The organism is Streptomyces adelaidensis, from assembly GCF_016598475.1.
Lineage (GTDB): Bacteria > Actinomycetota > Actinomycetes > Streptomycetales > Streptomycetaceae > Streptomyces > Streptomyces adelaidensis.
In genome coordinates, this window is sequence record NZ_JAEMUX010000001.1 from 92,458 (window position 1) to 117,140 (window position 24,683).

The 24,683-nt window shown below is 70.9% G+C and carries 20 protein-coding genes; 18 read left to right on the forward strand and 2 right to left on the reverse strand.

All coding sequences use genetic code 11. The features are described 5' to 3' along the window. Positions 1-201: 201 nt before the first annotated feature. The 14 genes from pyrR (at position 202) to I8N67_RS00520 (ending at position 16,938) form a co-directional block, all read left to right on the forward strand. The gene (gene pyrR / locus I8N67_RS00455) at positions 202-798 is read left to right on the forward strand and encodes a bifunctional pyr operon transcriptional regulator/uracil phosphoribosyltransferase PyrR (RefSeq protein ID WP_200300519.1); all 597 of its coding nucleotides are present in this window, start codon (positions 202-204) and stop codon (positions 796-798) included. 123 nt (positions 799-921) lie between these two features. After that, a complete protein-coding gene (locus I8N67_RS00460) occupies positions 922-1,902 on the forward strand; it encodes an aspartate carbamoyltransferase catalytic subunit (RefSeq protein ID WP_200300520.1) in 981 nt (326 codons plus the stop codon). A gap of 4 nt (positions 1,903-1,906) precedes the next feature. Beyond that, complete coding sequence (locus tag I8N67_RS00465; RefSeq protein WP_200300521.1) at positions 1,907-3,193, forward strand: dihydroorotase; 1,287 nt, start codon at positions 1,907-1,909, stop codon at positions 3,191-3,193. Beyond that, complete coding sequence (locus tag I8N67_RS00470) at positions 3,190-3,756, forward strand: PH-like domain-containing protein (protein ID WP_200300522.1); 567 nt, start codon at positions 3,190-3,192, stop codon at positions 3,754-3,756. Before I8N67_RS00465 ends, I8N67_RS00470 begins: the two co-directional genes overlap by 4 nt. Then, entirely contained in the window at positions 3,753-4,895 is a 1,143-nt protein-coding gene (gene carA, locus I8N67_RS00475) for a glutamine-hydrolyzing carbamoyl-phosphate synthase small subunit (RefSeq protein WP_200300523.1), read from the forward strand. Before I8N67_RS00470 ends, carA begins: the two co-directional genes overlap by 4 nt. Beyond that, the gene (gene carB, locus I8N67_RS00480; RefSeq protein ID WP_200300524.1) at positions 4,888-8,196 is read left to right on the forward strand and encodes a carbamoyl-phosphate synthase large subunit; all 3,309 of its coding nucleotides are present in this window, start codon (positions 4,888-4,890) and stop codon (positions 8,194-8,196) included. Before carA ends, carB begins: the two co-directional genes overlap by 8 nt. A gap of 80 nt (positions 8,197-8,276) precedes the next feature. Next, positions 8,277-9,383: a quinone-dependent dihydroorotate dehydrogenase gene (locus I8N67_RS00485; RefSeq protein WP_200300525.1), complete on the forward strand. Its 1,107-nt coding sequence runs from the start codon at positions 8,277-8,279 to the stop codon at positions 9,381-9,383. Beyond that, positions 9,380-10,240 carry an orotidine-5'-phosphate decarboxylase gene (gene pyrF, locus I8N67_RS00490; protein WP_200300526.1) on the forward strand — a complete coding sequence of 287 codons (861 nt, stop codon included), beginning with the start codon at positions 9,380-9,382 and terminating at the stop codon, positions 10,238-10,240. Before I8N67_RS00485 ends, pyrF begins: the two co-directional genes overlap by 4 nt. Positions 10,241-10,525: 285 nt before the next feature. Beyond that, positions 10,526-10,849 (forward strand): integration host factor, actinobacterial type, encoded by a 324-nt coding sequence (locus I8N67_RS00495; RefSeq protein WP_200300527.1) that lies wholly within the window; start codon positions 10,526-10,528, stop codon positions 10,847-10,849. Between the two features lie 59 nt (positions 10,850-10,908). Next, positions 10,909-11,466, forward strand: coding sequence for a guanylate kinase (gene gmk / locus I8N67_RS00500; RefSeq protein WP_200300528.1), 558 nt, complete (start codon positions 10,909-10,911; stop codon positions 11,464-11,466). A 51-nt stretch (positions 11,467-11,517) separates the two neighbouring features. Beyond that, positions 11,518-11,787, forward strand: coding sequence for a DNA-directed RNA polymerase subunit omega (gene rpoZ, locus I8N67_RS00505; RefSeq protein WP_055521902.1), 270 nt, complete (start codon positions 11,518-11,520; stop codon positions 11,785-11,787). 143 nt (positions 11,788-11,930) lie between these two features. After that, positions 11,931-13,133, forward strand: a complete 1,203-nt coding sequence (coaBC, locus tag I8N67_RS00510; protein ID WP_200300529.1) for a bifunctional phosphopantothenoylcysteine decarboxylase/phosphopantothenate--cysteine ligase CoaBC — start codon at positions 11,931-11,933, stop codon at positions 13,131-13,133. Positions 13,134-13,373: 240 nt separating this feature from the next. Next, the gene (gene metK, locus I8N67_RS00515) at positions 13,374-14,582 is read left to right on the forward strand and encodes a methionine adenosyltransferase (RefSeq protein ID WP_200300530.1); all 1,209 of its coding nucleotides are present in this window, start codon (positions 13,374-13,376) and stop codon (positions 14,580-14,582) included. 166 nt (positions 14,583-14,748) lie between these two features. Further along, positions 14,749-16,938 (forward strand): primosomal protein N', encoded by a 2,190-nt coding sequence (locus I8N67_RS00520; protein ID WP_200300531.1) that lies wholly within the window; start codon positions 14,749-14,751, stop codon positions 16,936-16,938. A 118-nt stretch (positions 16,939-17,056) separates the two neighbouring features. On the opposite strand, the gene I8N67_RS00525 is transcribed toward I8N67_RS00520, so the two are convergent. Beyond that, positions 17,057-17,650, reverse strand: a complete 594-nt coding sequence (locus tag I8N67_RS00525) for a hypothetical protein (RefSeq protein ID WP_200300532.1) — start codon at positions 17,648-17,650, stop codon at positions 17,057-17,059. Between the two features lie 305 nt (positions 17,651-17,955). Between I8N67_RS00525 and fmt the strand changes: the two genes are divergently transcribed. Both fmt and I8N67_RS00535 read left to right on the forward strand, forming a co-directional pair. Beyond that, positions 17,956-18,888 carry a methionyl-tRNA formyltransferase gene (fmt, locus tag I8N67_RS00530; protein WP_200300533.1) on the forward strand — a complete coding sequence of 311 codons (933 nt, stop codon included), beginning with the start codon at positions 17,956-17,958 and terminating at the stop codon, positions 18,886-18,888. A 76-nt stretch (positions 18,889-18,964) separates the two neighbouring features. Next, positions 18,965-20,386: an RsmB/NOP family class I SAM-dependent RNA methyltransferase gene (locus tag I8N67_RS00535; RefSeq protein WP_200300534.1), complete on the forward strand. Its 1,422-nt coding sequence runs from the start codon at positions 18,965-18,967 to the stop codon at positions 20,384-20,386. 21 nt (positions 20,387-20,407) lie between these two features. Here the strand turns inward: I8N67_RS00535 and I8N67_RS00540 are convergent, their stop codons facing one another. After that, positions 20,408-22,579, reverse strand: coding sequence for an MMPL family transporter (locus I8N67_RS00540; protein WP_200300535.1), 2,172 nt, complete (start codon positions 22,577-22,579; stop codon positions 20,408-20,410). Between the two features lie 146 nt (positions 22,580-22,725). Here I8N67_RS00540 and rpe point away from each other — a divergent pair, with 146 nt between their 5' ends. Then, complete coding sequence (gene rpe, locus I8N67_RS00545; protein WP_200300536.1) at positions 22,726-23,412, forward strand: ribulose-phosphate 3-epimerase; 687 nt, start codon at positions 22,726-22,728, stop codon at positions 23,410-23,412. 137 nt (positions 23,413-23,549) lie between these two features. Next, positions 23,550-24,593: a sugar-binding transcriptional regulator gene (locus I8N67_RS00550; RefSeq protein ID WP_200300537.1), complete on the forward strand. Its 1,044-nt coding sequence runs from the start codon at positions 23,550-23,552 to the stop codon at positions 24,591-24,593. Positions 24,594-24,683: the final 90 nt, after the last annotated feature.

Genomic DNA, 24,683 nt, shown 5'->3' on the forward strand with positions numbered 1-24,683 from the left:
GCTGGTGACTCACTGTGAGGTTACGCAGCGTGACTCTGCCCCGTCAAGCCGAATGGTCCGGACCGACTCTTCCGTGGTAACCGTTGTCCATTGCGCCAAGGGGGTGATCAGGGACGTTGCCGGAGCCTGCTACCGTTGATGGCGCAAATCCGACGTCCTTTAATATCCGTCCCGTGAGGCGGAGAAGGAGGTCCGTTTCTTATGGACACCCAGCAGAATCCGCAAGACGAACCGCAGGCGTCCGATGCCCGGCCCGTGCTCGAAGGCCCCGACATCGCACGCGTGCTGACCCGCATCGCCCACGAGATCGTCGAACGCGCCAAGGGCGCCGACGATGTGGTGCTCCTCGGCATTCCGACCCGAGGCGTCTTCCTCGCCCAGCGGCTCGCCGCCAAGCTCGCGGAGATCACCGACCGCAAGATCCCGGTCGGCTCGCTCGACATCACCATGTACCGCGACGACCTGCGCATGCACCCGCCGCGTGCGCTGGCCCGCACGGAGATCCCCGGTGACGGCATCGACGGCCGCCTGGTCGTCCTCGTCGACGACGTGCTCTTCTCCGGCCGTACGATCCGCGCGGCGCTCGACGCGCTGAACGACATCGGCCGCCCGCGCGCCGTCCAGCTGGCGGTCCTCGTCGACCGAGGCCACCGCGAACTGCCCATCCGCGCCGACTACGTCGGCAAGAACCTCCCCACGTCGCTGCGGGAGACGGTCAAGGTCCAGCTCGCCGAGGAGGACGGTCGGGACACCGTGCTGCTCGGCGCGAAGCAGACCGCCCGGGGCGCGCGACAGTAGCGATCGCACGGCGTACGGCGATGCCGTGCGCCCCACGATCGTGCCTGAGCGCGCCCGCCCGGCTGTGCCCGGCCGGCCCGGCCCTCGCCTCCCCACACTGAACTGCCTTACGGAGCCTGAAAGATGCAGCGTCATCTCATCTCGGCCGCCGACCTCACCCGCGACGACGCCGTCCTGATCCTCGACACCGCCGAGGAGATGGCCCGGGTCGCCGACCGGCCGATCAAGAAACTGCCCACCCTGCGCGGTCGTACCGTCGTCAACCTCTTCTTCGAGGACTCCACGCGGACCCGGATCTCCTTCGAGGCAGCCGAGAAGCGCCTCTCCGCGGACGTCATCAACTTCACCGCCAAGGGTTCCTCGGTGTCGAAGGGCGAGTCGCTCAAGGACACCGCCCAGACCCTCGAAGCCATGGGTGTCGACGCCGTCGTCATCCGGCACGGCGCCTCCGGAGCCCCGTACCGGCTCGCCAACTCGGGCTGGATCGACGCGGCCGTCATCAACGCCGGAGACGGCACCCACCAGCACCCCACCCAGGCCCTGCTCGACGCCTTCACCATGCGCCGCCGGCTCGTCGGCCGGGACGCGGGCCTCGGCCAGGACCTCGCCGGCCGGCGCATCACGCTCGTCGGCGACATTCTGCACAGCCGCGTCGCCCGCTCCAATGTCGACCTGCTGCACACCCTCGGCGCCGAGGTCACCCTCGTCGCCCCGCCGACCCTGGTGCCCGTCGGCGTCGAGACCTGGCCCTGCGAGGTCTCGTACGACCTCGACAGCACGCTCGCCAAGTCCGACGCGGTGATGCTGCTGCGGGTGCAGCGCGAGCGGATGAACGCGGCGTTCTTCCCGACCGAGCGCGAGTACTCGCGGCGCTACGGCCTCGACGGCGACCGGATGGCACGGATGCCCGAGCACGCCATCGTGATGCACCCCGGTCCGATGGTCCGCGGCATGGAGATCACCGCCGGGGTCGCCGACTCGGACCGCTGCACCGCCATCGAGCAGGTCGCCAACGGAGTCTCCATCCGCATGGCCGTGCTGTACCTGCTCCTCGGCGGCAACGAGCCCGCCGTCACCCACACCCGTACCACCGAGGAGAAGTAGAACGATGAGCAAGATCCTGATCCGTGGTGCGAAGGTGCTCGGCGGCGAGCCGCAGGATGTTCTGATCGACGGCCAGACCATCGCCGAGGTCGGCGTCGGACTGTCCGACGAGGGCGCCGAGGTCGTCGAGGCCGCCGGAAAGGTGCTCCTGCCGGGCCTGGTCGACCTGCACACGCATCTGCGCGAGCCCGGCCGCGAGGACTCCGAGACGGTGCTGACGGGCACGCGGGCGGCCGCGAGTGGCGGCTACACGGCCGTGTTCGCCATGGCCAACACCTTCCCCGTCGCCGACACCGCCGGTGTGGTCGAGCAGGTCTACCGGCTGGGCCGGGAGCACGGGTACTGCGACGTGCAGCCCATCGGCGCCGTCACCGTCGGTCTCGAAGGCAGGAAGCTCGCCGAGCTGGGCGCGATGTACGAGTCGGCCGCCGGGGTCACGGTCTTCTCGGACGACGGCAAGTGCGTCGACGACGCCGTGATCATGCGCAGGGCCCTGGAGTACGTGAAGGCCTTCGGCGGAGTCGTCGCCCAGCACGCGCAGGAGCCGCGGCTGACCGAGGGCGCCCAGATGAACGAGGGCGTCGTCTCCGCCGAGCTGGGCCTCGGCGGCTGGCCCGCGGTGGCCGAGGAATCGATCATCGCCCGGGACGTCCTGCTCGCCGAGCACGTGGGCTCCCGCGTGCACATCTGCCACCTCTCGACCGCCGGCTCGGTGGAGATCGTGCGCTGGGCCAAGTCCCGCGGCATCGACGTCACCGCCGAGGTCACCCCGCACCACCTGCTCCTCACCGACGAGCTGGTGCGGTCGTACAACCCGGTCTACAAGGTCAACCCGCCGCTGCGCACCGAGCGCGACGTCCTGGCCCTGCGCGAGGCGCTCGCCGACGGCACGATCGACATCGTCGCCACCGACCACGCCCCGCACCCGCACGAGGACAAGGACTGCGAGTGGGCCGCGGCCGCCATGGGCATGGTGGGACTGGAGACCGCCCTGTCGGTGGTCCAGGAGACGATGGTCGACACCGGGCTGCTGGACTGGGCGGGCGTCGCGGACCGGATGTCGGTCAAGCCCGCCGGGATCGGCCGGGCCCGGGGGCACGGCCGTCCCGTCTCGGCAGGTGAGCCCGCCAACCTCACGCTTGTCGACACGGCATACCGTGGGCCGGTGGAACCCGCGGGCTTCGCCTCGCGCAGCCGCAACACCCCGTACGAGGGCCGCGAGCTGCCGGGCCGTGTCACGCACACGTGGCTGCGGGGCAAGGCCACGCTCGTCGACGGGAAGCTCACGTGACACCTGTAATTCTGCTGGCCGCCGAGAAGGAATCGGCCGAGGTCACCGACTGGGCCGCGCGGATCGGCTGGGTCGTCGGACTCGCCCTCTTCGTCGCGCTCGTCTACTGGCTGATGCGCGAGGGCTGGAAATGGCGCGGCACGCTCCAGAGCGACCTGCCGGCCCTCCTCGACGCGCCGGACGAGCCAGGTCCCGTGAGACTGGACATGAGCGGCCGCTACCACGGCTCCACCACCGCCGGGCAGTGGCTCGACCGCATCGTCGCGCACGGCCTGGGCACCCGCAGCCGGGTCGAGCTGACGCTGACGGACGCAGGCCTGGACGTGGTACGCCCGGGAGCGACGGACTTCTTCGTCCCGGTCGGGGCGCTGCGCGAGGCCCGGCTGGACAAGGGCATCGCGGGCAAGGTCCTCAGCGAGGGCGGCCTGCTGGTCGTCACCTGGGAGCACGGCGGCAAGCTGCTCGACTCCGGGTTCCGCTCCGACCGCGCGGCCGAGCACAACGACTGGGTCGAGACCCTGAACCACATGATCAACAAGACGGAAACGGAAGGCGCACGATGACGACCTCCACCCGGGGAGCCACCAGGGTTCCCGCCGTACTCGTCCTGGAGGACGGCCGGATCTTCCGCGGCCGTGCCTACGGGGCCGTGGGGGTGACCTTCGGCGAAGCCGTGTTCTCCACCGGGATGACCGGCTACCAGGAGACCCTCACCGACCCGTCGTACCACCGCCAGGTCGTCGTGATGACCGCCCCGCACGTCGGCAACACCGGCGTCAACGACGAGGACCCCGAGTCCAAGAAGATCTGGGTCTCCGGATACGTCGTACGCGACCCCGCGCGCGTGCCCTCCAACTGGCGCTCCCGCCGGTCGCTGGACGACGAGCTGAGGCAGCAGGGCGTCGTCGGCATCAGCGGCATCGACACCCGGGCCCTCACCCGCCATCTGCGCGAGCGCGGCGCCATGCGCGTCGGCATCTTCTCCGGCCAGGCGCTGCCCGACGAGGGCACCATGCTCACCGAGGTCCGCCAGGCCCCCGAGATGAAGGGTGCGAACCTCTCCGCGGAGGTCGCCACGAAGGAGACGTACGTCGTCCCGGCGATCGGCACGAAGAGGTTCACCGTCGCCGCCGTCGACCTCGGCATCAAGGGCATGACCCCGCACCGCATGGCCGAGCGCGGCATCGAGGTGCACGTACTCCCGGCGACGGCGTCCGTGGAGGAGGTGTACGCGGCCGGCCCGGACGGCGTGTTCTTCTCCAACGGGCCCGGCGACCCGGCCACCGCCGACCACCCGGTCGCGCTGATGAAGGCGGTGCTGGAGCGCGGGACCCCGCTGTTCGGCATCTGCTTCGGCAACCAGATCCTGGGCCGTGCCCTGGGCTTCGGCACCTACAAGCTGAAGTACGGCCACCGCGGCATCAACCAGCCGGTGCAGGACCGTTCCACCGGCAAGGTCGAGGTCACCGCGCACAACCACGGCTTCGCCGTCGACGCCCCGCTCGACCAGGTGTCCGACACCGCCTACGGCCGCGCCGAGGTCTCCCATGTGTGCCTCAACGACAACGTGGTGGAGGGGCTCCAGCTCCTTGACCGGCCGGCTTTCAGCGTCCAGTACCACCCCGAAGCAGCAGCGGGCCCGCACGACGCCGCCTACCTGTTCGACCGCTTCGTATCCCTGATGGAGGGCCAGCGTGCCTAAGCGCACCGATATCCAGTCCGTCCTGGTCATCGGCTCCGGCCCGATCGTCATCGGCCAGGCCGCCGAGTTCGACTACTCCGGCACCCAGGCGTGCCGCGTCCTGCGCGCCGAAGGCCTGCGCGTCATCCTGGTCAACTCCAACCCGGCGACGATCATGACCGACCCGGAGATCGCCGACGCGACCTACGTCGAGCCGATCACCCCGGAGTTCGTCGAGAAGATCATCGCCAAGGAGCGCCCGGACGTCCTGCTGCCGACGCTCGGCGGCCAGACGGCCCTCAACACCGCGATCTCCATGCACGAGCAGGGTGTGCTGGCGAAGTACGGCGTCGAGCTGATCGGCGCCAACGTCGAGGCGATCAACAAGGGCGAGGACCGCGACCTCTTCAAGGGCGTCGTCGAGGCCGTCCGCGCGAAGATCGGGCACGGCGAGTCCGCCCGGTCGGTTATCTGCCACTCCATGGACGACGTGCTCGCGGGCGTCGAGACGCTCGGCGGCTACCCGGTGGTCGTGCGGCCCTCCTTCACCATGGGCGGCGCCGGCTCCGGCTTCGCCCACGACGAGGAGGAGCTGCGCCGGATCGCCGGCCAGGGCCTCACGCTCTCCCCGACCACCGAGGTGCTCCTGGAGGAGTCCATCCTCGGCTGGAAGGAGTACGAACTGGAGCTGATGCGCGACAAGAACGACAACGTCGTGGTCGTCTGCTCCATCGAGAACTTCGACCCGATGGGCGTGCACACCGGCGACTCCATCACCGTCGCCCCGGCCATGACGCTCACCGACCGCGAGTACCAGCGGCTGCGCGACATCGGCATCGCGATCATCCGCGAGGTCGGCGTCGACACCGGCGGCTGCAACATCCAGTTCGCGATCAACCCGGACGACGGTCGCGTCATCGTCATCGAGATGAACCCGCGTGTCTCGCGTTCCTCGGCGCTCGCCTCCAAGGCGACCGGCTTCCCGATCGCCAAGATCGCGGCCAAGCTCGCCGTCGGCTACACGCTCGACGAGATCCCGAACGACATCACCGAGAAGACCCCGGCGTCCTTCGAGCCGACCCTCGACTACGTCGTCGTGAAGGCCCCGCGCTTCGCCTTCGAGAAGTTCCCGTCCGCCGACTCCACCCTGACGACCACCATGAAGTCGGTCGGCGAGGCCATGGCGATCGGCCGCAACTTCACCGAGGCGCTGCAGAAGGCGCTGCGCTCGCTGGAGAAGAAGGGCAGCCAGTTCACGTTCGTCGGCGAGCCCGGCGACAAGGATCTCCTGCTGGCGGAGTCCGTGCGGCCCACCGACGGCCGTATCAACACCGTCATGCAGTCCATCCGCGCGGGCGCCACGCCCGAGGAGGTCTTCGAGGCCACGAAGATCGACCCCTGGTTCGTCGACCAGCTCTTCCTGATCAAGGAGCTCGCGGACGAACTGGCTGCCGCCGACAAGCTCGATCCGGATCTTCTGGCGGAGGCCAAGCGCCACGGCTTCTCCGACCAGCAGATCGCCGAGATCCGCGGGCTGCGCGAGGACGTTGTGCGCGAGGTCCGGCACGCGCTGGGCGTACGCCCGGTGTACAAGACGGTCGACACGTGCGCCGCCGAGTTCGCGGCGAAGACGCCGTACTTCTACTCGTCCTATGACGAGGAGACCGAGGTGGCTTCGCGCGAGAAGCCGGCCGTGATCATCCTCGGGTCCGGCCCGAACCGCATCGGCCAGGGCATCGAGTTCGACTACTCCTGCGTCCACGCCTCCTTCGCGCTCAGCGACGCGGGCTACGAGACCGTGATGGTCAACTGCAACCCGGAGACCGTCTCCACGGACTACGACACCTCCGACCGCCTGTACTTCGAGCCGCTGACGCTGGAAGACGTGCTGGAGATCGTCCACGCGGAGTCGCTGGCCGGCCCGATCGCGGGCGTCATCGTCCAGCTCGGCGGCCAGACCCCGCTGGGCCTGTCGCAGGCGCTCAAGGACAACGGCGTACCCGTCGTGGGCACCCCGCCGGAGGCCATCCACGCCGCCGAGGACCGCGGTGCCTTCGGCCGGGTGCTCGCCGAGGCGGGTCTCCCCGCGCCGAAGCACGGCACGGCGACCACCTTCGTCGGCGCGAAGGCCATCGCCGACGAGATCGGCTACCCGGTCCTCGTCCGCCCGTCCTACGTGCTCGGCGGACGCGGCATGGAGATCGTCTACGACGAGACCCGGCTGGAGTCGTACATCGCCGAGTCGACCGAGATCAGCCCCTCCAGGCCGGTCCTCGTCGACCGGTTCCTCGACGACGCGATCGAGATCGACGTCGACGCCCTGTACGACGGCCACGAGCTGTACCTCGGCGGCGTCATGGAGCACATCGAGGAGGCCGGCATCCACTCCGGCGACTCGGCCTGCGCCCTGCCCCCGATCACCCTCGGCGGCTTCGACATCAAGCGGCTGCGGGCCTCCACCGAGGCCATCGCCAAGGGTGTCGGCGTGCGTGGTCTGATCAACATCCAGTTCGCGATGGCCGGCGACATCCTCTACGTCCTCGAAGCCAACCCGCGCGCCTCCCGCACGGTCCCCTTCACCTCGAAGGCGACCGCGGTGCCGCTGGCCAAGGCCGCCGCCCGGATCTCGCTCGGCTCGACCATCGCCGAGTTGCGGGCGGAGGGGCTGCTTCCGGCCGACGGCGACGGCGGTGAGCTTCCGCTCGACGCGCCGATCTCCGTCAAGGAGGCCGTCATGCCGTGGTCGCGCTTCCGCGACATCCACGGGCGCGGCGTCGACACGATCCTCGGCCCGGAGATGCGCTCCACCGGCGAGGTCATGGGCATCGACTCGGTCTTCGGCACGGCGTACGCCAAGTCGCAGGCCGGCGCGTACGGGCCGCTGCCCACCAAGGGCCGCGCGTTCATCTCGGTCGCCAACCGCGACAAGCGTTCGATGATCTTCCCCGCGCGTGAGCTGGTCGCCCACGGCTTCGAACTGCTCGCCACGTCCGGCACGGCCGAGGTGCTCAAGCGCAACGGCATCAACGCCACCGTCGTCCGCAAACAGTCCGAGGGCACCGGCCCGAACGGCGAGAAGACCATCGTCCAGCTCATCCACGACGGCGAGGTCGACCTCATCGTCAACACCCCGTACGGCACCGGCGGCCGCCTCGACGGCTACGACATCCGTACGGCGGCCGTGGCGCGGTCCGTGCCGTGCCTGACGACGGTCCAGGCGCTCGCCGCCGCCGTCCAGGGCATCGACGCGCTCAACCACGGCGACGTGGGTGTGCGCTCACTCCAGGAACACGCGGAACACCTGACCGCGGCCCGCGACTAGCAGCCCTGAGGGGGACACCGGAAACGGTGTCCCCCTCTTCATGAGACCTCTTCGTGAGGCGCCCCTTCGAGGACATGATCATGTACAAGCTTTTCTTCCGTCTGGTCTTCAAACGGATGGACCCGGAGCAGGCCCACCATCTGGCCTTCCGCTGGATCCGCCTCGCCGCCCGCGTGCCCGTGCTGCGCACCTTCGTCGCGGCCGCCCTGGCACCCCGCCACGAGGAACTGCGCACCGAGGCGTTCGGGCTGCGGATGCACGGCCCCTTCGGGCTGGCCGCCGGCTTCGACAAGAACGCCGTCGCCATCGACGGGATGTCGATGCTGGGCTTCGACCACGTCGAGATCGGCACGGTGACGGGGGAGGCCCAGCCCGGCAACCCCAAGAAGCGGCTGTTCCGTCTGGTCGCCGACCGCGCGCTGATCAACCGCATGGGCTTCAACAACGAGGGCTCCCTCGCCGTGGCGGCCCGCCTGGCCTCCCGTACGCCCGTCTTCAGGACCGTCGTGGGCGTCAACATCGGCAAGACCAAGGTAGTCCCCGAGGACGAGGCCGCCGGGGACTACGTGAAGTCCACCGAGCGCCTCGCGCCGTACGCCGACTACCTGGTCGTCAACGTCTCCTCGCCCAACACGCCCGGCCTGCGCAACCTCCAGGCCACGGAGGCGCTGCGGCCCCTGCTGACCGCCGTCCGTGAGGCCGCCGACCGCACGGTCCGTACCCGCCGGGTGCCGCTGCTGGTGAAGATCGCGCCGGACCTCGCCGACGAGGACATCGACGCCGTCGCCGACCTCGCCGTGGAACTGGGCCTGGACGGGATCATCGCCACGAACACCACCATCGCGCGCGAGGGTCTCGGTTTGAAATCCGAACCCTCTCTCGTGAAGGAGACCGGCGGTCTCTCCGGCGCCCCCGTCAAGAGCCGCTCCCTCGCGGTCCTGAGGCGCCTCTACGCGCGCGTGGGCGACCGGATCACCCTGGTGGGCGTCGGGGGCGTCGAAGACGCCGAGGACGCCTGGCAGCGCATCCTGGCCGGCGCCACGCTGGTCCAGGGCTACAGCGCCTTCGTCTACGAGGGCCCCTTCTGGGCGCGCGCCGTCCACAAGGGTCTCGCCGCACGCCTGCGCACCAGCCCGTACGCCACCCTCGCCGACGCGGTCGGCGCCGACGTGAGGAAGACGGCATGACCGATCCCTTCGGTACGCGACTGCGCCGCGCCATGGACGAGCGCGGCCCGCTGTGCGTGGGCATCGACCCGCACTCCTCCCTGCTCGCCGCCTGGGGCCTGGACGACGATGTCGCGGGCCTCGAACGCTTCAGCCGCACGGTCGTCGAGGCGCTGGCGGAGCGGGTGGCCGTCCTCAAGCCGCAGAGCGCGTTCTTCGAGCGCTTCGGTTCCCGGGGCATCGCCGTACTGGAGACCTCGGTGCGGGAGGCGCGGGCGGCGGGCGCGCTGGTCGTCATGGACGCCAAGCGCGGCGACATCGGCTCCACCATGGCCGCGTACGCCGAGACCTTCCTGCACCCGGACGCGCCCCTGTTCTCGGACGCCCTGACGGTGTCGCCGTACCTGGGCTACGGCTCGCTGAAGCCGGCCGTCGACCTCGCGCGCGAGAGCGGGGGCGGGCTGTTCGTGCTGGCGCTGACCTCCAACCCGGAGGGCGGCGAGGTGCAGCACGCGGTCCGCACCGAGGACCCCCTCGGCCGGAACGTCGGCGCGGCGATGCTGGCCCATCTCGCGGCCGAGAACTCGGGGGAGGAGTCCATGGGCTCCTTCGGGGCCGTCGTCGGTGCCACGCTGGGTGATCTCTCGTCGTATGACCTGGACATCAACGGACCTCTCCTCGCGCCCGGGATCGGCGCACAGGGAGCCACTCCGGCAGATCTTCCGGCGGTCTTCGGGGCGGCCGTGCGCCGTGTGGTCCCGAACGTCAGCCGGGGTGTTCTCCGTCACGGACCCGACGCCGTCGCGCTGCGTGACGCCTCGGATCGTTTCGCGGACGAGACCCGGGCCGCGGTGGCGTCCGCCCGAGACCTCCGATGAGTGCTCGGCGGCGGTTACCGGACGGCCTGAGTCTGAATACATTCTCAAATCCGGGGCATTATGCGGCTTATGTCCGAGTCCATGGAGGCTGACCAGGACTTTTCCGCTGTTCTCGCTGACTCCGGCGGAGTTGGCCGCTAGTCTCCGACGAGTGGGGCCACCCCCACACCCTCCAGGTAGTGGGGGAGAACGGGCAAGCGTGTTGCTCGTGGCTCCCCAGGTGTGGGGCGACTAGGTTCCTCACCGGTCCGTATCCGACAGTTCGACATCCGAGGTGACGTAGGCGTGGCTCTTCCGCCCCTTACCCCTGAACAGCGCGCAGCCGCGCTCGAAAAGGCCGCCGCGGCTCGCCGGGAGCGGGCCGAGGTCAAGAATCGACTCAAGCACTCCGGCGCCTCCCTGCATGAGGTCATCAAGCAGGGTCAGGAGAATGACGTCGTTGGCAAGATGAAGGTCTCCGCCCTTCTTGAGTCTCTGCCCGGCGTGGGCAAGGTCCGCGCCAAGCAGATCATGGAGCGACTCGGCATCTCCGAAAGCCGCCGTGTACGCGGCCTCGGTTCCAACCAGATCGCTTCTCTGGAGCGTGAGTTCGGCAGCACCGGTTCCTGATCCCGGGTACTCCGGACAGGGAGTCCCGGGCACTCCGGGATTGCTGGAATAATCGCTGCATGAATGAACGTCCGCGGCTGACCGTGCTCTCCGGCCCCTCCGGGGTCGGCAAGAGCACGGTCGTCGTTCATATGCGAAAGGCACACCCCGAGGTCTGGCTCTCGGTGTCGGCGACGACCCGCAAGCCGCGCCCTGGTGAGCAGCACGGAGTCCACTATTTCTTCGTCACCGACGAGGAGATGGACAAGCTGATCGCCAACGGTGAGCTGCTGGAGTGGGCCGAGTTCGCCGGCAACCGCTACGGAACTCCACGGGCCGCCGTGCTCGAACGCCTGGAGCGCGGCGAGCCGGTCCTGCTGGAGATCGACCTCCAGGGCGCACGGCAGGTCCGCGAGACCATGCCCGAGGCCCAGCTGGTGTTCCTGGCTCCGCCCTCCTGGGAGGAGTTGGTGCGCAGGCTCACCGGACGGGGCACCGAACCGCCGGAGGTGATCGAACGCCGCCTGGAAGCGGCCAAGATCGAGCTGGCGGCCGAGCCGGAGTTCGACGTGACCCTGGTCAATACCTCCGTCGAGGATGTGGCGCGCGAGCTGCTAGCCTTGGTGGACGTTGTGTGATCACGAATTGTGATCATGAATGATTCTTTCCCATCCATCGGAAGGTAGAGCGTGTCCTCTTCCATCTCCGCGCCCGAGGGCATCATCAACCCGCCGATCGACGAGCTCCTCGAGGCCACGGACTCGAAGTACAGCCTCGTGATCTACGCGGCCAAGCGTGCCCGCCAGATCAACGCGTACTACTCGCAGCTCGGCGAGGGTCTTCTTGAGTACGTCGGTCCTCTCGTCGACACTCACGTGCACGAGAAGCCGCTCTCGATCGCCCTGCGCGAGATCAACGCGGGTCTGCTGACGTCCGAGGCCATCGACGGCCCCGCGTAAGCGTCAGTAGGATTTTCGGCTTGCAGTTGGTTTTTCCACAGGCCCGGCAGCGCGACTGCCGGGCCTGTGGTGTGTGATGGACCCGTACGCCGACGAGCGCGGTGTGCGTCTGTCAGGTTCGGGTTCGAGTGCGGGGAGGCCCGGTGGGCAAGCCGAAGGTCGTTCTGGGGGTCAGCGGTGGGATCGCCGCGTACAAGGCCTGTGAGCTGCTGCGCAGGCTGGCGGAGTCCGGACATGACGTAAGGGTCGTGCCGTCGGACTCCGCACTGCACTTCGTAGGCGCCGCCACCTGGTCCGCGCTCTCCGGCCACCCGGTCTCCACCGAGGTGTGGGAGAGCGTCCACGAGGTGCCGCACGTCCGCATCGGCCAGGAGGCCGACCTGGTGATCGTGGCCCCGGCGACCGCCGACATGCTGGCCAAGGCCGCCCACGGCCTGGCCGACGACCTCCTCACCAACACCCTCCTCACCGCCCGCTGTCCGGTCGTCTTCGCCCCCGCCATGCACACCGAGATGTGGGAGCACCCGGCCACCCAGGAGAACGTGGCCACGCTGCGCCGCCGGGGCGCCCTCGTCATCGACCCCGCCGTGGGCCGGCTGACCGGCGTCGACACCGGCAAGGGCCGACTGCCGGACCCCGCGGAGATCTTCGAGGTCTGCCGCCGGGTGCTGGCCAGGGGCGTCACCGAGCCGGACCTCGTCGGCCGGCACGTCGTCGTGACCGCCGGCGGCACCCGCGAACCCCTCGACCCGGTCCGCTTCCTCGGCAACCGCTCCTCCGGCAAACAGGGATACGCCCTGGCCCGTACGGCCGCCGCGCGCGGTGCCCGGGTCACGCTGATCGAGGCGAACACGGGACTGCCGGACCCCGCCGGCGTGGACCTCGTACGGGTGGGCACGGCCGTCCAGCTGCGCGAGGCGGTGCTCAAGGCGGTGCCGGACGCGGACGTCGTGGTGATGGCGGCCGCGGTGGCGGATTTCCGGCCGGAGACGTACGCCGCCGGCAAGATCAAGAAAAAGGACGGCATGGACCCCGAACCCATCGTCCTGGTGCGCAATCCGGACATCCTCGCGGAGATATCGGTGGACCGTCCCCGCCCGGGTCAGGTGGTCGTCGGCTTCGCCGCCGAGACCGACGACGTCCTCGCCAACGGCCGCGCGAAACTGGCACGCAAGGGGTGCGATCTGCTGGTGGTCAACGAGGTGGGGGAGCGCAAGACGTTCGGCTCGGAGGAGAACGAGGCCGTCGTGCTGGGAGCCGACGGGAGTGAGACCCCGGTGCCGCACGGCCCGAAGGAAGCCCTGGCCGAAACGGTGTGGGACCTGGTTGCGAACCGACTGGACTGAACGCCTCATTCGAGCCACGACTCCTTGCCGCCACGCACATTGACGCGTGGCGACCCTGGCGGACACCGACGGCCTTTGGGCAGAATGCACGTGCCGCAGGTCACAGAGCTCCCGAGAGGCGAGACAGGTGGGCCGGTGGCCGAGCCCGACCGATAAACTGTTCTCGGACGACGCCGGGCGCAGCTCCCGAGCACGTCCGCCAATGATCAGCCAGCAGCCGCTGCAACCCCAGGGAGCGTTGTGTCCCGTCGTCTGTTCACCTCGGAGTCAGTGACCGAGGGTCACCCCGACAAGATCGCTGACCAGATCAGTGATGCCATTCTCGATGCGCTCCTGCGTGAGGACCCCACGTCCCGGGTCGCGGTGGAGACGCTCATCACGACCGGCCTGGTGCACGTGGCCGGAGAGGTCACGACCAAGGCGTACGCGCCGATCGCCCAGCTGGTGCGCGACACCATCCTGGAGATCGGCTACGACTCGTCGAAGAAGGGCTTCGACGGCGCCTCCTGCGGTGTGTCGGTGTCGATCGGCGCGCAGTCCCCGGACATCGCGCAGGGTGTGGACACGGCGTACGAGTCCCGGGTCGAGGGCGATGAGGACGAGCTCGACAAGCAGGGTGCCGGCGACCAGGGCCTGATGTTCGGCTATGCGACGGACGAGACGCCGACGCTGATGCCGCTGCCGATCTTCCTGGCCCACCGCCTCTCGAAGCGCCTCTCCGACGTCCGCAAGAACGGGACCATCCCCTACCTGCGTCCCGACGGAAAGACCCAGGTCACCATCGAGTACGACGGCGACAAGGCGGTCCGCCTGGACACGGTCGTCGTCTCCTCCCAGCACGCCAGCGACATCGACCTGGAGTCCCTCCTCGCTCCCGACATCCGCGAGTTCGTGGTGGAGCCGGAGCTGAAGGCCCTCCTGGACGACGGCATCAAGCTGGACACCGAGGGCTACCGCCTGCTGGTCAATCCCACCGGCCGCTTCGAGATCGGCGGCCCGATGGGCGACGCCGGCCTGACCGGCCGCAAGATCATCATCGACACGTACGGCGGCATGGCCCGCCACGGCGGCGGAGCCTTCTCCGGCAAGGACCCGTCCAAGGTGGACCGTTCCGCCGCCTACGCGATGCGCTGGGTCGCCAAGAACATCGTCGCCGCGGGCCTCGCCTCCCGCTGTGAGGTCCAGGTCGCCTACGCCATCGGCAAGGCGGAGCCCGTCGGTCTCTTCGTCGAGACCTTCGGCACCGCCAAGGTCGACTCCGAGCGCATCGAGAAGGCCATCGAAGAGGTCTTCGACCTCCGCCCGGCCGCCATCATCCGCGACCTCGACCTCCTCCGCCCCATCTACGGCCAGACCGCCGCATATGGCCACTTCGGCCGCGAACTCCCCGACTTCACCTGGGAGCGCACGGACCGCGTGGACGCGCTGCGCACGGCGGCGGGTCTGTAGGACCCGCGGTTCCCTCGGTCCATCGCGAGGCCCGGTGCCCCTTGGGGGAGCCGGGCCTCGGCGCGTTCGCCGCCTCCCGCGAGAACGGCTGGCCGGCCGGGTGTGAGCGAGGCCGTGGGCGCTCGGGCGGCGTTGGTTGTCAGTGGGATTTGGTAAGAATGCAAGGGTGAGCAGCGAGGATGGGCAGAGGGGCGGCGGCGCGGCGGGGGACGCGGCGCCGGAGCAGCTCGCGCTTGTCCGGGAGGCTGTGCGCAAGGCCAAGGCGCCGCGGGCGAAGCCGCGGACCTGGCGCGGGGCGGCGGTGGCGAAGGAGCTGCCGGTCGCTCGGGTGCTGGTCGACAAGGGCGTGCTGCACCTCGACCGCTACTTCGACTACGCGGTGCCGGAGGAGTTGGACGCTGTCGCCCAGCCCGGGGTGCGGGTCCGGGTGCGGTTCGGCGCCGGGGGGCGGAATGTCAGGGAGGGGCGGCGGGAGGGGGGCTCGCTGATCGACGGGTTTCTCGTCGAGCGGGTCGCCGAGTCGGACTATGCGGGGCCGTTGGCCGCGCTCGCACAGGTCGTGTCGCCGGAGCCGGTGCTGGGGCCCGAGTTGTTGGCGCTGGCGCGGGCGGTGGCGGATCGGTACGCGGGGAGTCTCGCCGACGTGCTGCAACTGGCCGTTCCGCCTCGGCACGGTCGAGCGGAGGCTGTGGAGATGGGGGGGCCGCCTCCGGCTCCGGCCGCGCCCGAGGCCGGGCCCTGGCGGCGGTACGGGCGCGGGGAGGATTTTCTGCGGGCCTTGGCCGACGGGGGTGCGCCTCGGGCCGTGTGGACCGCGTTGCCCGGGCCGGACTGGGCCGAGGAGATCGGGCGGGCCGTGCAGGCGACGCTGGCGTCCGGGCGGGGCGCGCTCGTCGTCGTACCGGCCGGGCGGCCCGCCGCGCGGGTCGACGAGGCGCTCAAGGGGCTGCTGGGGGAAGGGCGCCATGCGCTGCTGACCGCCGACGCCGGCCAGGAGCGGCGGTACCGGGAGTGGCTCGCAGTGCGGCGGGGGGCAGTACGGGCTGTGGTCGGGACCCGGGCCGCGATGTTCGCGCCGGTGCGGGATCTCGGGTTGGTCGTCATCTGGGACGACGGCGACGCCAGTCACAGTGATGACAACGCTCCCTTTCCGCATGTTCGGGAGGTGCTGGAGCTGCGGGCCACGCGGGACAAGTGCGGCTTTTTGCTGGGGAGTTGGAGTTGTACGGTCGAGGCCGCCCAGCTTGTCGAGAGTGGGTGGGCCGCGCCGATCGTCGCCGGGCGGGAGCAGGTGCGGGCCGCCGCGCCACTCGTGCGGACCGTGGGGGACGGGGATCTCGCCCGGGACGAGGCGGCTCGGGCGGCGCGGCTGCCGAGTCTCGCGTGGCAGGTCGCGCGGGAGGGGCTCAAGGCGGGGCCGGTGCTCGTGCAGGTGCCGCGGCGGGGGTATGTGCCGCGGATGGCCTGTGCGCGGTGCCGGGAACCCGCGCGATGCCGGCACTGTGCGGGGCCGTTGGAGGCGCAGGACGGTGCCGGGGCTCTGCCGTGCGGGTGGTGCGGGCGTGAGGAGGCGGGCTGGCACTGTCCCGAGTGCGGGGGATACCGGCTGCGGGCGCAGGTCGTGGGGGCGCGGCGGACCGCCGAGGAACTGGGGCGGGCCTTTCCGGCCGTGCCGGTGCGGACCTCCGGGCGGGAGCAGGTGCTGGACACCGTGCCGGGGACGCCCGCGCTGGTCGTGAGCACCCCGGGGGCGGAGCCGGTCGCCGAGGGAGGCTATGCGGCCGCGCTGCTGCTCGACGGGTGGGCCATGCTCGGACGGCCCGATCTGCGGGCCGGCGAGGACGCGCTGCGGCGGTGGATCGGCGCCGCCTCGCTCGTACGGGACCAGGGGGCCGGCGGTACGGTCGTCGTGGTCGCCGAGCCGACCCTGCGACCTGTGCAGGCGCTCGTGCGGTGGGATCCGGTGGGGCATGCGGTGCGGGAGCTCGCCGAGCGGGCCGAGCTGGGGTTTCCGCCGGTGTCGCGGATGGCCGCCGTGTCCGGGACGGCCGAGGCCGTGGCCGATTTTCTGGGCGGGGTCGAACTGCCTTCGGATGCCGAGGTGTTGGGACCCGTGCCGATGGCTGCGCCAGGGCCTGTGTCTGGGGCCGGGCCCGCTGCGGAGGCGGGACGGGCGCGGCGGATGGGGGCGCCGGTGCGCGGGGAGCAGTGGGAGCGGGCGCTGATTCGGGTGCCGCCGGGGAGCGGGGCGGCGTTGGCCGGTGCGTTGAAGAACGCGCAGGCGGCGCGGATGGCGCGTGGGGGGAGCGAGAGCGTGCGGGTGCGGATTCGGGTGGATCCGCTGGACATCGGGTGAGTGGTTGACGGCGGAGCCCTTGGCGGATGTCGGGTGGCTCGGGTCGTCCGCGAGGGCTTGGGGCCGGGCATGCGACTGCCTCCCGGTTGGACACCGGGAGGCAGGCAGGGAGCGGAGGTCAGCCGTTGCGCGGGCCGGGGAAGGCTGTCGGTCTCACCTCGTCGCGGAGGGTGGGGCTGCCTGCTGTCGGCTGAGTCGGCATTTGCGCGGGCAGTTGGGCCGGCATCTGTGCCGGCATCTGTCCTGGCATCTGAGGCGGCATCGACCGGGCCGCGGGGACCGTGGGCAGGCCGGAGCCGACGTTGACGGTGCGGCTGCTCTGGGGGTCGCCCGTGCGCTCGGCCTCCGCGGCGGCCTGTGCGGCGGCGCGGCGGGCGCCGTAGCGGCGGTGAACGGCCTGTTTGGTGACTCCGAGGGCGGAGCCCACCGCGTCCCACGAGAAACCGAGTGAGCGGTCGAAGTCCACGGCGGCCGTGACCAGGGTCTCGACGCTGTCCCGCAGCTCCTGGGCGAGGCGGACGGTCGGGGCTGGGGCGCGTCCGTAGACGACGAAGCCCGTGGAGGGGCCGGAGCGGCGCGGGCGGTAGACATTGCCCAACTGGGCGGTGAGGGTGCGCAGTGCGTCCACCTGCCGGCGGACCCGCTCGATGTCCCGCACCAGCAAGTGCAGGCTGGCCCGAGCCTGGGCGTCGTGGGTTGCGTGGTCGGCCATGAACAAGCCTCTCGAACCGGCGTTGAAATAGGATGTGCCGCGATGTGCGGCCCGTAGTGGTCAACTCTTTCTTGACCAACGCGAATTCGCTCCGCTGGTCACGGTGTGGGCGCGTAGGGGCATATGCGCGGGGCGCGCGGCTTGGGGTGCGCCCCCGCTGCCGCTGGGCACCGCGGGGGCTTCGCCACCCGCGGGGCCGTTGGCCCACCGGCGGTGGAAGTGGCTGTGGAACATAGACTGGTGCGTTGTCCCGTGCCGTAGGCGCGGGGCGTATGTACTTCCGTCCGAGAGGCCGTCAGTCACCCATGAAGCTTGTCTTCGCCGGTACCCCCGAGGTCGCTGTTCCCGCGTTGGACGCGTTGATCGCGTCGGGGAGGCATGAGGTCGCCGCTGTCGTGACGCGGCCGGACGCGCCGGCGGGGCGGGGGCGGCGGCTGGTCGCGAGCCCCGTGGCGCAGCGGGCCGTGGAGGCGGGCATCGAGGTGCTGAAGCCGCACCGGCCGCGGGACGAGGACTTCCTCGCGCGGCTCCGGGAGATCGCGCCCGACTGCTGCCCGGTGGTCGCCTACGGGGCGCTGTTGCCGAGGGTCGCGCTCGATGTGCCCGTTCAGGGCTGGGTCAACCTGCACTTCTCCCTGCTGCCGGCCTGGCGGGGCGCCGCCCCCGTGCAGCACTCGATCATGGCGGGGGACGCGATCACCGGGGCGTCCACGTTCCTCATCGAGGAGGGGCTCGACTCCGGGCCCGTGTACGGGACGGTCACCGAGGAGATCCGGCCCACCGACACGAGCGGCGATCTGTTGACCCGCCTCGCCTTCGCCGGGTCCGGACTGCTCGCCGCCACCATGGACGGCATCGAGGACGGGACGCTGAAGGCGGTGCCGCAGCCCGCCGAGGGGATCACCCTGGCGCCGAAGATCACCGTGGAGGACGCGCGGCTCGACTGGGCCACGCCCGCGCTGCGGGTCGACCGGGTGGTGCGCGGGTGCACGCCCGCGCCGGGTGCCTGGACGACGTTCCGTGGCGAGCGGCTGAAGCTCATCCACGTCGTGCCGGTGCCCGAACGGACCGAACTGGCGCCGGGCGCGCTCGACGTCGGCAAGAACAACGTGTACGCCGGGACCGGGTCGTACGCGGTGGAGCTGCTCTGGGTGCAGGCGCAGGGCAAGAAGCCGATGCGGGCCGCGGACTGGGCCCGCGGGGTCCGCATCTCCTCCGGCGAGTCGCTGGGAGCGTAGGACCCGTCCCGGGCGCCGTCACCCGGCGGCGTACGCTGGTCATGGCATCTCTTCCCGTATCCGGAGCACCTTTTTCGTGAGTGAGCAGTCCCGCCGTCCGCGCAAGCCGTACCGTCGCCCCCAGAAGGACCCCGTCCGCATGCTCGCCTTCGAGGCGTTGCGGGCCGTGGACGAACGGGACGCGTACGCGAACCTCGTTCTGCCGCCGCTGCTGCGCAGGGCGCGGGAGAAGGAGGGGCCCGACAAGTTCGAAGCGCGGGACGCGGCGCTGGCGACCGAGCTGGTGTACGGCACGCTGCGGCGGCAGGGGACGTACGACGCCGTCATCGCGGCGTGTGTGGACCGGCCGTTGCGCGAGGTCGACCCGCCGGTGCTCGATGTGCTGAGCCTCGGTGCCCATCAGCTGCTGGGGACACGGATTCCCACCCATGCCGCCGTGTCCGCCTCCGTCGACCTCGCGCGGGTCGTGCTCGGGGACGGGCGGGCCAAGTTCGTGAACGCCGTGCTGCGGAAGATCGCTCAGCACGACCTCGACGGGTGGCTGGAGCGCGTCGCGCCGCCGTACGACGAGGATCCGGAAGACCATCTCGCCGTGGTGCACTCCCACCCCCGGTGGGTCGTGTCCGCGCTCTGGGACTCGCTGGGCGGCGGGCGCGCCGGGATCGAGGAGCTGCTGGCGGCCGACAACGAGCGGCCCGAGGTGACCCTGATCGCCCGGCCCGGGCGGGCCACCACCGAGGAACTGCTCCGCGAGGAGTCGGCGGTGGCCGGGCGCTGGTCGCCGTACGCCGTGCGGCTCGCCGAGGGCGGGGAGCCAGGGGCCGTCGACGCCGTACGGGAAGGCCGTGCGGGTGTGCAGGACGAGGGCAGCCAGCTCGTGGCGCTCGCCCTGGCGAACGCGCCGCTCGACGGGCCGGACAAGGCCTGGCTCGACGGATGTGCCGGGCCCGGCGGCAAGGCCGCGCTGCTCGCCGCCCTCGCCGCCGAGCGCGGGGCCGTGCTGCTCGCCTCCGAGAAGCAGCCGCACCGCGCGGGGCTGGTCGCGAAGGCGCTCCGCGGCAACCCCGGTCCCTATCAGGTCATCGCGGCGGACGGGACCCGTCCGCCCTGGCGGCCGGGGGCGTTCGACCGGGTGCTGATGGATGTGCCCTGTACGGGGCTCGGGGCCCTGCGGCGGCGGCCCGAGGCCCGTTGGCGCCGGCGGCCCGAGGACCTGGACGGGTTCGCTCCGCTTCAGCGGGCGCTGCTGCGGACCGCCCTGGAGTCCGTACGGGTCGGCGGTGTCGTCGGCTACGCGACCTGTTCGCCGCACCTCGCCGAGACCCGCGTGGTCGTCGAGGACGTGCTCAAGCAGTTCGGCGGCGCGGCCGACCTCATCGACGCGCGCCCGCTGCTGGACGGCGTACCGGGGCTGGGCGAGGGGCCCGACGTGCAGCTGTGGCCGCATCTGCACGGGACCGATGCCATGTATCTGGCGCTCATCCGCCGCACCGCCTGACCGGCCGTCGGGCGGCGGTGCTCATCCGCGCGGCCCCGGGGCGCTCCCCGCCGGTTCCTTCGGTGGCGGGACGGTGTCCTCGTGGGCCAGTCGGTTGGGCCACCACACCTTCGGGCCGACGTCCAGGAACAGGGCGGTGACCAGGACGGAGCGTACGACGAAGGTGTCGAGGAGGACGCCCAGGGCGACGGCGAAGCCGATCTCGGCGAAGGCGACCATGGGCAGGGTGCCGAGGGCGGCGAAGGTGCCGGCGAGGACCAGGCCGGCCGAGGTGATCACCGCGCCCGTGGCCGCGAGGCCGGTCACCACGCCCTTGCGCGTGCCCTGGTGGGCGGCCTCCTCGCGGATGCGGGTTGTCAGGAAGATGTTGTAGTCGATGCCCAGGGCTACCAGGAACACGAAGACGAAGAGCGGGAAGTCGGTCGACTCGCCCGCGTAGTCGAACAGGTGTCTGAAGGCGAGCGCGCTGATGCCGAGCGCGGCGGCGAAGGACAGGATCACCGTCCCGATCAGCAGGAGCGGTGCGATCAGGGCGCGGAGCAGGGCGCAGAGGATCAGCAGGACCACGAGCAGCACCAGCGGGATGATCAGGATGTTGTCGTGGGTCGTCGCCTCGTCCATGTCCAGCAGGGCCGCCGTACCGCCGCCCACCTGGGCGTCGGCGTCCGGCACCGCGTGCACGGCGTCCCGGACCCGTTCCACGGTCTGCTTCGCGGCCTCGCTGTCGGCGGGGTCGGACATGGTGGCCTCGAAGAGGACCTGGCCGTCGTGGGCGGGTTTCGTGCCGGGCGGCAGGCCGAGCGAGTCCGGTACGACGCCGTCCGTGTCGGCGACCGTCCGGCCCACCTCCTGGGCCTGCGCCTGGTTGCTGATGATCACGAGGGGGTCGCCGCTGCCCGCCGGGAAGTAGCGTGCGGAGACCTCCTGACCGACGATCGAGTCCGGTTTGCCGGTGAAGGCGTCCGCGTTGGCGATGCCCTCCGCGCGCAGCTGGATCAGGCCCAGCGAACACAGCGCGAGGGCGGCCGCCGTGGCGACCCAGACCGTCCGGGGGCGCCGGCTGAAGCGACGGCCCATACGGGCCCACACGCCGCTCTCGGACGGGTCGGCCGAGCCCAGGTGCGGGATCACCGGCCAGAAGATCCAGCGGCCGAAGATCACCAGCAGGGCCGGGAACAGCGTCATCATCGCGAGCAGGGCGACCGCGACGCCGATGGCGGCCACCGGGCCCAGCCCGCTCGTCGAGTTCATCTCGGCGGCCAGCAGCACCAGCATGCTCAGTACGACCGTCGCGCCGGACGCCAGCACCGCGGGGCCCGCCCGGTGCAGGGCGAGGGCCATCGCCTCGTGGCGGTCCTCGTGGCGGCGCAGCTCCTCGCGGTAGCGGGCGACCAGCAGCAGGGCGTAGTCGGTGCCCGCGCCGAAGACGAGGACGGTGAGGATGCCCGCGCTCTGGCCGTTCACGGTCAAGCCGGCGTGTTCCGCCAGCAGGTAGATCAGGGCCTGGGCCGTGAGCAGGGCGGCGACCACCCCGAGCACCGGGACCAGGAGCAGGGTGGGACTGCGGTAGGTGAACAGGAGCATCACGACGACGACACCCATCGCCGACAGCAGCAGCGTGGAGTCGATGCCCTCGAAAGCCTCGGAGAAGTCGGCGGACGTACCCCCTGGACCCGTGATGTGCACGGCGAGCCCGTCGCCGCCCTCGCCCACATCGTCCCGGATCGAGTCGACCGCGGGCGCGATCCGCTCCCAGCCCTTCTCGTCCATCAGGATCGGCACATGGACCTGGGCCGCGCGCGGGTCCGTCCCACGGTCGTAGACCGGGCCTCGGGTCTCCGCGCCGATGATGCCGTGGTCGCGCAGCTGCTTGAGCTCGCGTACGTCCTCCTCGATCCGCGTCCGGTCCCCGGCCGTGAGGCCGCTCTCGCGGGCGTAGACGACCACCGCGGGTATCTGTTCCGGCCGGAAGTCCTCGGAGAGCTCCAGGACCTGTGTGGACTCGGCCGAGCCCGGCAGCCAGGAGGCCGCGTCGTTGTCCTGGGCGTCGGTGAGCTTGGACGCGAACGGCGCGGTCAGGAAGAGCAGCACAAGCCACAGGACCAGGACGACCCACTTGGCACGGCGACCGCACACCAGGTGCGCGATGCCCCGGCCGCCCACCGGTCGCGATTCCCGCTCGGTCTCCGTCATCGCCACTCCCACAGCCGTCGGTGGAGCCGCCGGGCCGCTGAAGGGGCCGGGTCGGCATCGCCGGAAGAGGTCAGGTCCACATCGGCTGAACAGGCCAGATCCGGACCGGGGCGAACAACGGGCCGAGGACGTGGGAGGCTTGGTCCATGGCCGCGCAGATCAACCCAAGCATCTTGTCCGCCGACTTCGCCCGTCTCGCCGACGAGGCGAAGGCGGTGGAGGGGGCCGACTGGCTCCATGTAGACGTGATGGACAACCATTTCGTCCCGAACCTCACGCTCGGTGTGCCGGTCGTAGAGTCCTTGGCCCGTGCGACGGACACGCCGCTGGACTGCCATCTGATGATCGAGGCCCCCGATCGGTGGGCGCCCCAGTACGTGGAGGCGGGTGCCGGTTCGGTCACTTTCCATGTCGAGGCGGCCGCGGCGCCGGTGCGGCTCGCCCGCGAGATCCGGGCCAAGGGAGCCAGGGCCTCCATGGCGCTCAGGCCGGCGACGCCGATCGAGCCGTTCGAGGACCTGCTGCCCGAGCTCGACATGGTGCTGATCATGACGGTCGAACCGGGCTTCGGAGGCCAGGCCTTTCTCGACATCATGCTCCCCAAGATTCGCCGGACCCGCGAGTTGATCAGCAAGCACGGCCTCGACCTGTGGCTTCAGGTCGACGGCGGCGTCGCCGCGTCCACCATCGAGCGCTGCGCCGAGGCCGGCGCCGACGTCTTCGTCGCCGGGTCCGCGGTGTACGGGGCGGACGACCCGGCCGATGCGGTCCGCGCGCTGCGGGCGCAGGCGGAGGCCACCACGGCAACCGTCGGCTGGGCCTGCGGCCACTGAGTCACGGAGGTACGACTGTGCGAACGCCGAAGCGAGCGGAGCATGTCGTGCGACCACCCGGCCAAGGGAACGTGAACGGCGTTCCTTCAGGCTGATCGAAAACGCCGGATCTGCAAGGATGAACGGCGTATCCATGTGTGAAGAGCAGTGAGGAGATGACCGTGTCGGGTATGTCGGCGGGCCGGTCAGCCATGCGGATGGGACCCGCTGAGCTGGTTCAGGCGGCGGCCATGGCTCGTCGCTTCTACCTTGAGGGCAAGTCCAAGATCCAGATCGCCGAGGAGTTCGGCGTGAGCCGCTTCAAGGTGGCCCGTGTTCTGGAGACGGCCCTCGAGCGGGATCTCGTACGGATCGAGATCCGCGTTCCCGCGGAGCTGGACGCGGATCGTTCCGACGCGCTGCGTGCCCGCTACGGCCTGCGGCACGCGGTGGTCGTCGAGTCCCCGGCCGACGCGGAGGAGTCGCCCGATCCCGAGAACCTCGGCGAGGTCGCGGCGGACCTGCTCGGCGAACTGGTGAACGAGGGCGATGTCCTCGGCCTCGCCTGGGGGCGCTCCACCATCCACATGGCGGCCGCCCTGGACCGGCTGCCGCCCTGCACGGTGGTGCAGCTGACAGGTGTGTACGACGCAGGGACCGCCGAGCGCGGCTCGGTCGAGGCGGTACGGCGGGCCGCGCAGGTGTCGGGCGGCGACGCCCACCCCATCTACGCGCCGATGCTGCTGCCGGACGAGGCCACCGCGGCGGCGCTGCGCCACCAGACCGGGATCGCCCGGGCCTTCGAGTACTTCGACAAGGTCACGGTCGCCTGCGTCTCCATCGGCTCCTGGGAGGCGGGCATCTCCACGGTGCACGACATGCTCAGCGACGAGGAGCGGAGCCACTACGCCTCCCTCGGTGTCGCCGCCGAGATGTCCGCGCACCTCTTCGACTCCGACGGCCGCCGGGTCGGGCGCGACCTCGGCGAGCGGTGCATCACGGTCAAGGCCGACCAGCTCCGCCGTATCCCCGAGGTCGTCGCGATCGCGGGCGGGCAGCGCAAGGCGGGCGCGATCGACGCGGTCCTGAGGTCGGGGCTGGTGACCAGCCTCGTCACCGACACCTCGGCGGCGGACTACCTGCTGACGGCCGGTCAGACACCGCGCCCGGCGCTCAACCGGGCGGACCCGGACGGGCCCTGAGGGCGAGCGCGTGCGCGGGGCGGACCGCGGCGGCATCGACACGGTGCTGCCACGGTCCGCCTGTCGCATGAAGCACCTCGCATGAAGCCC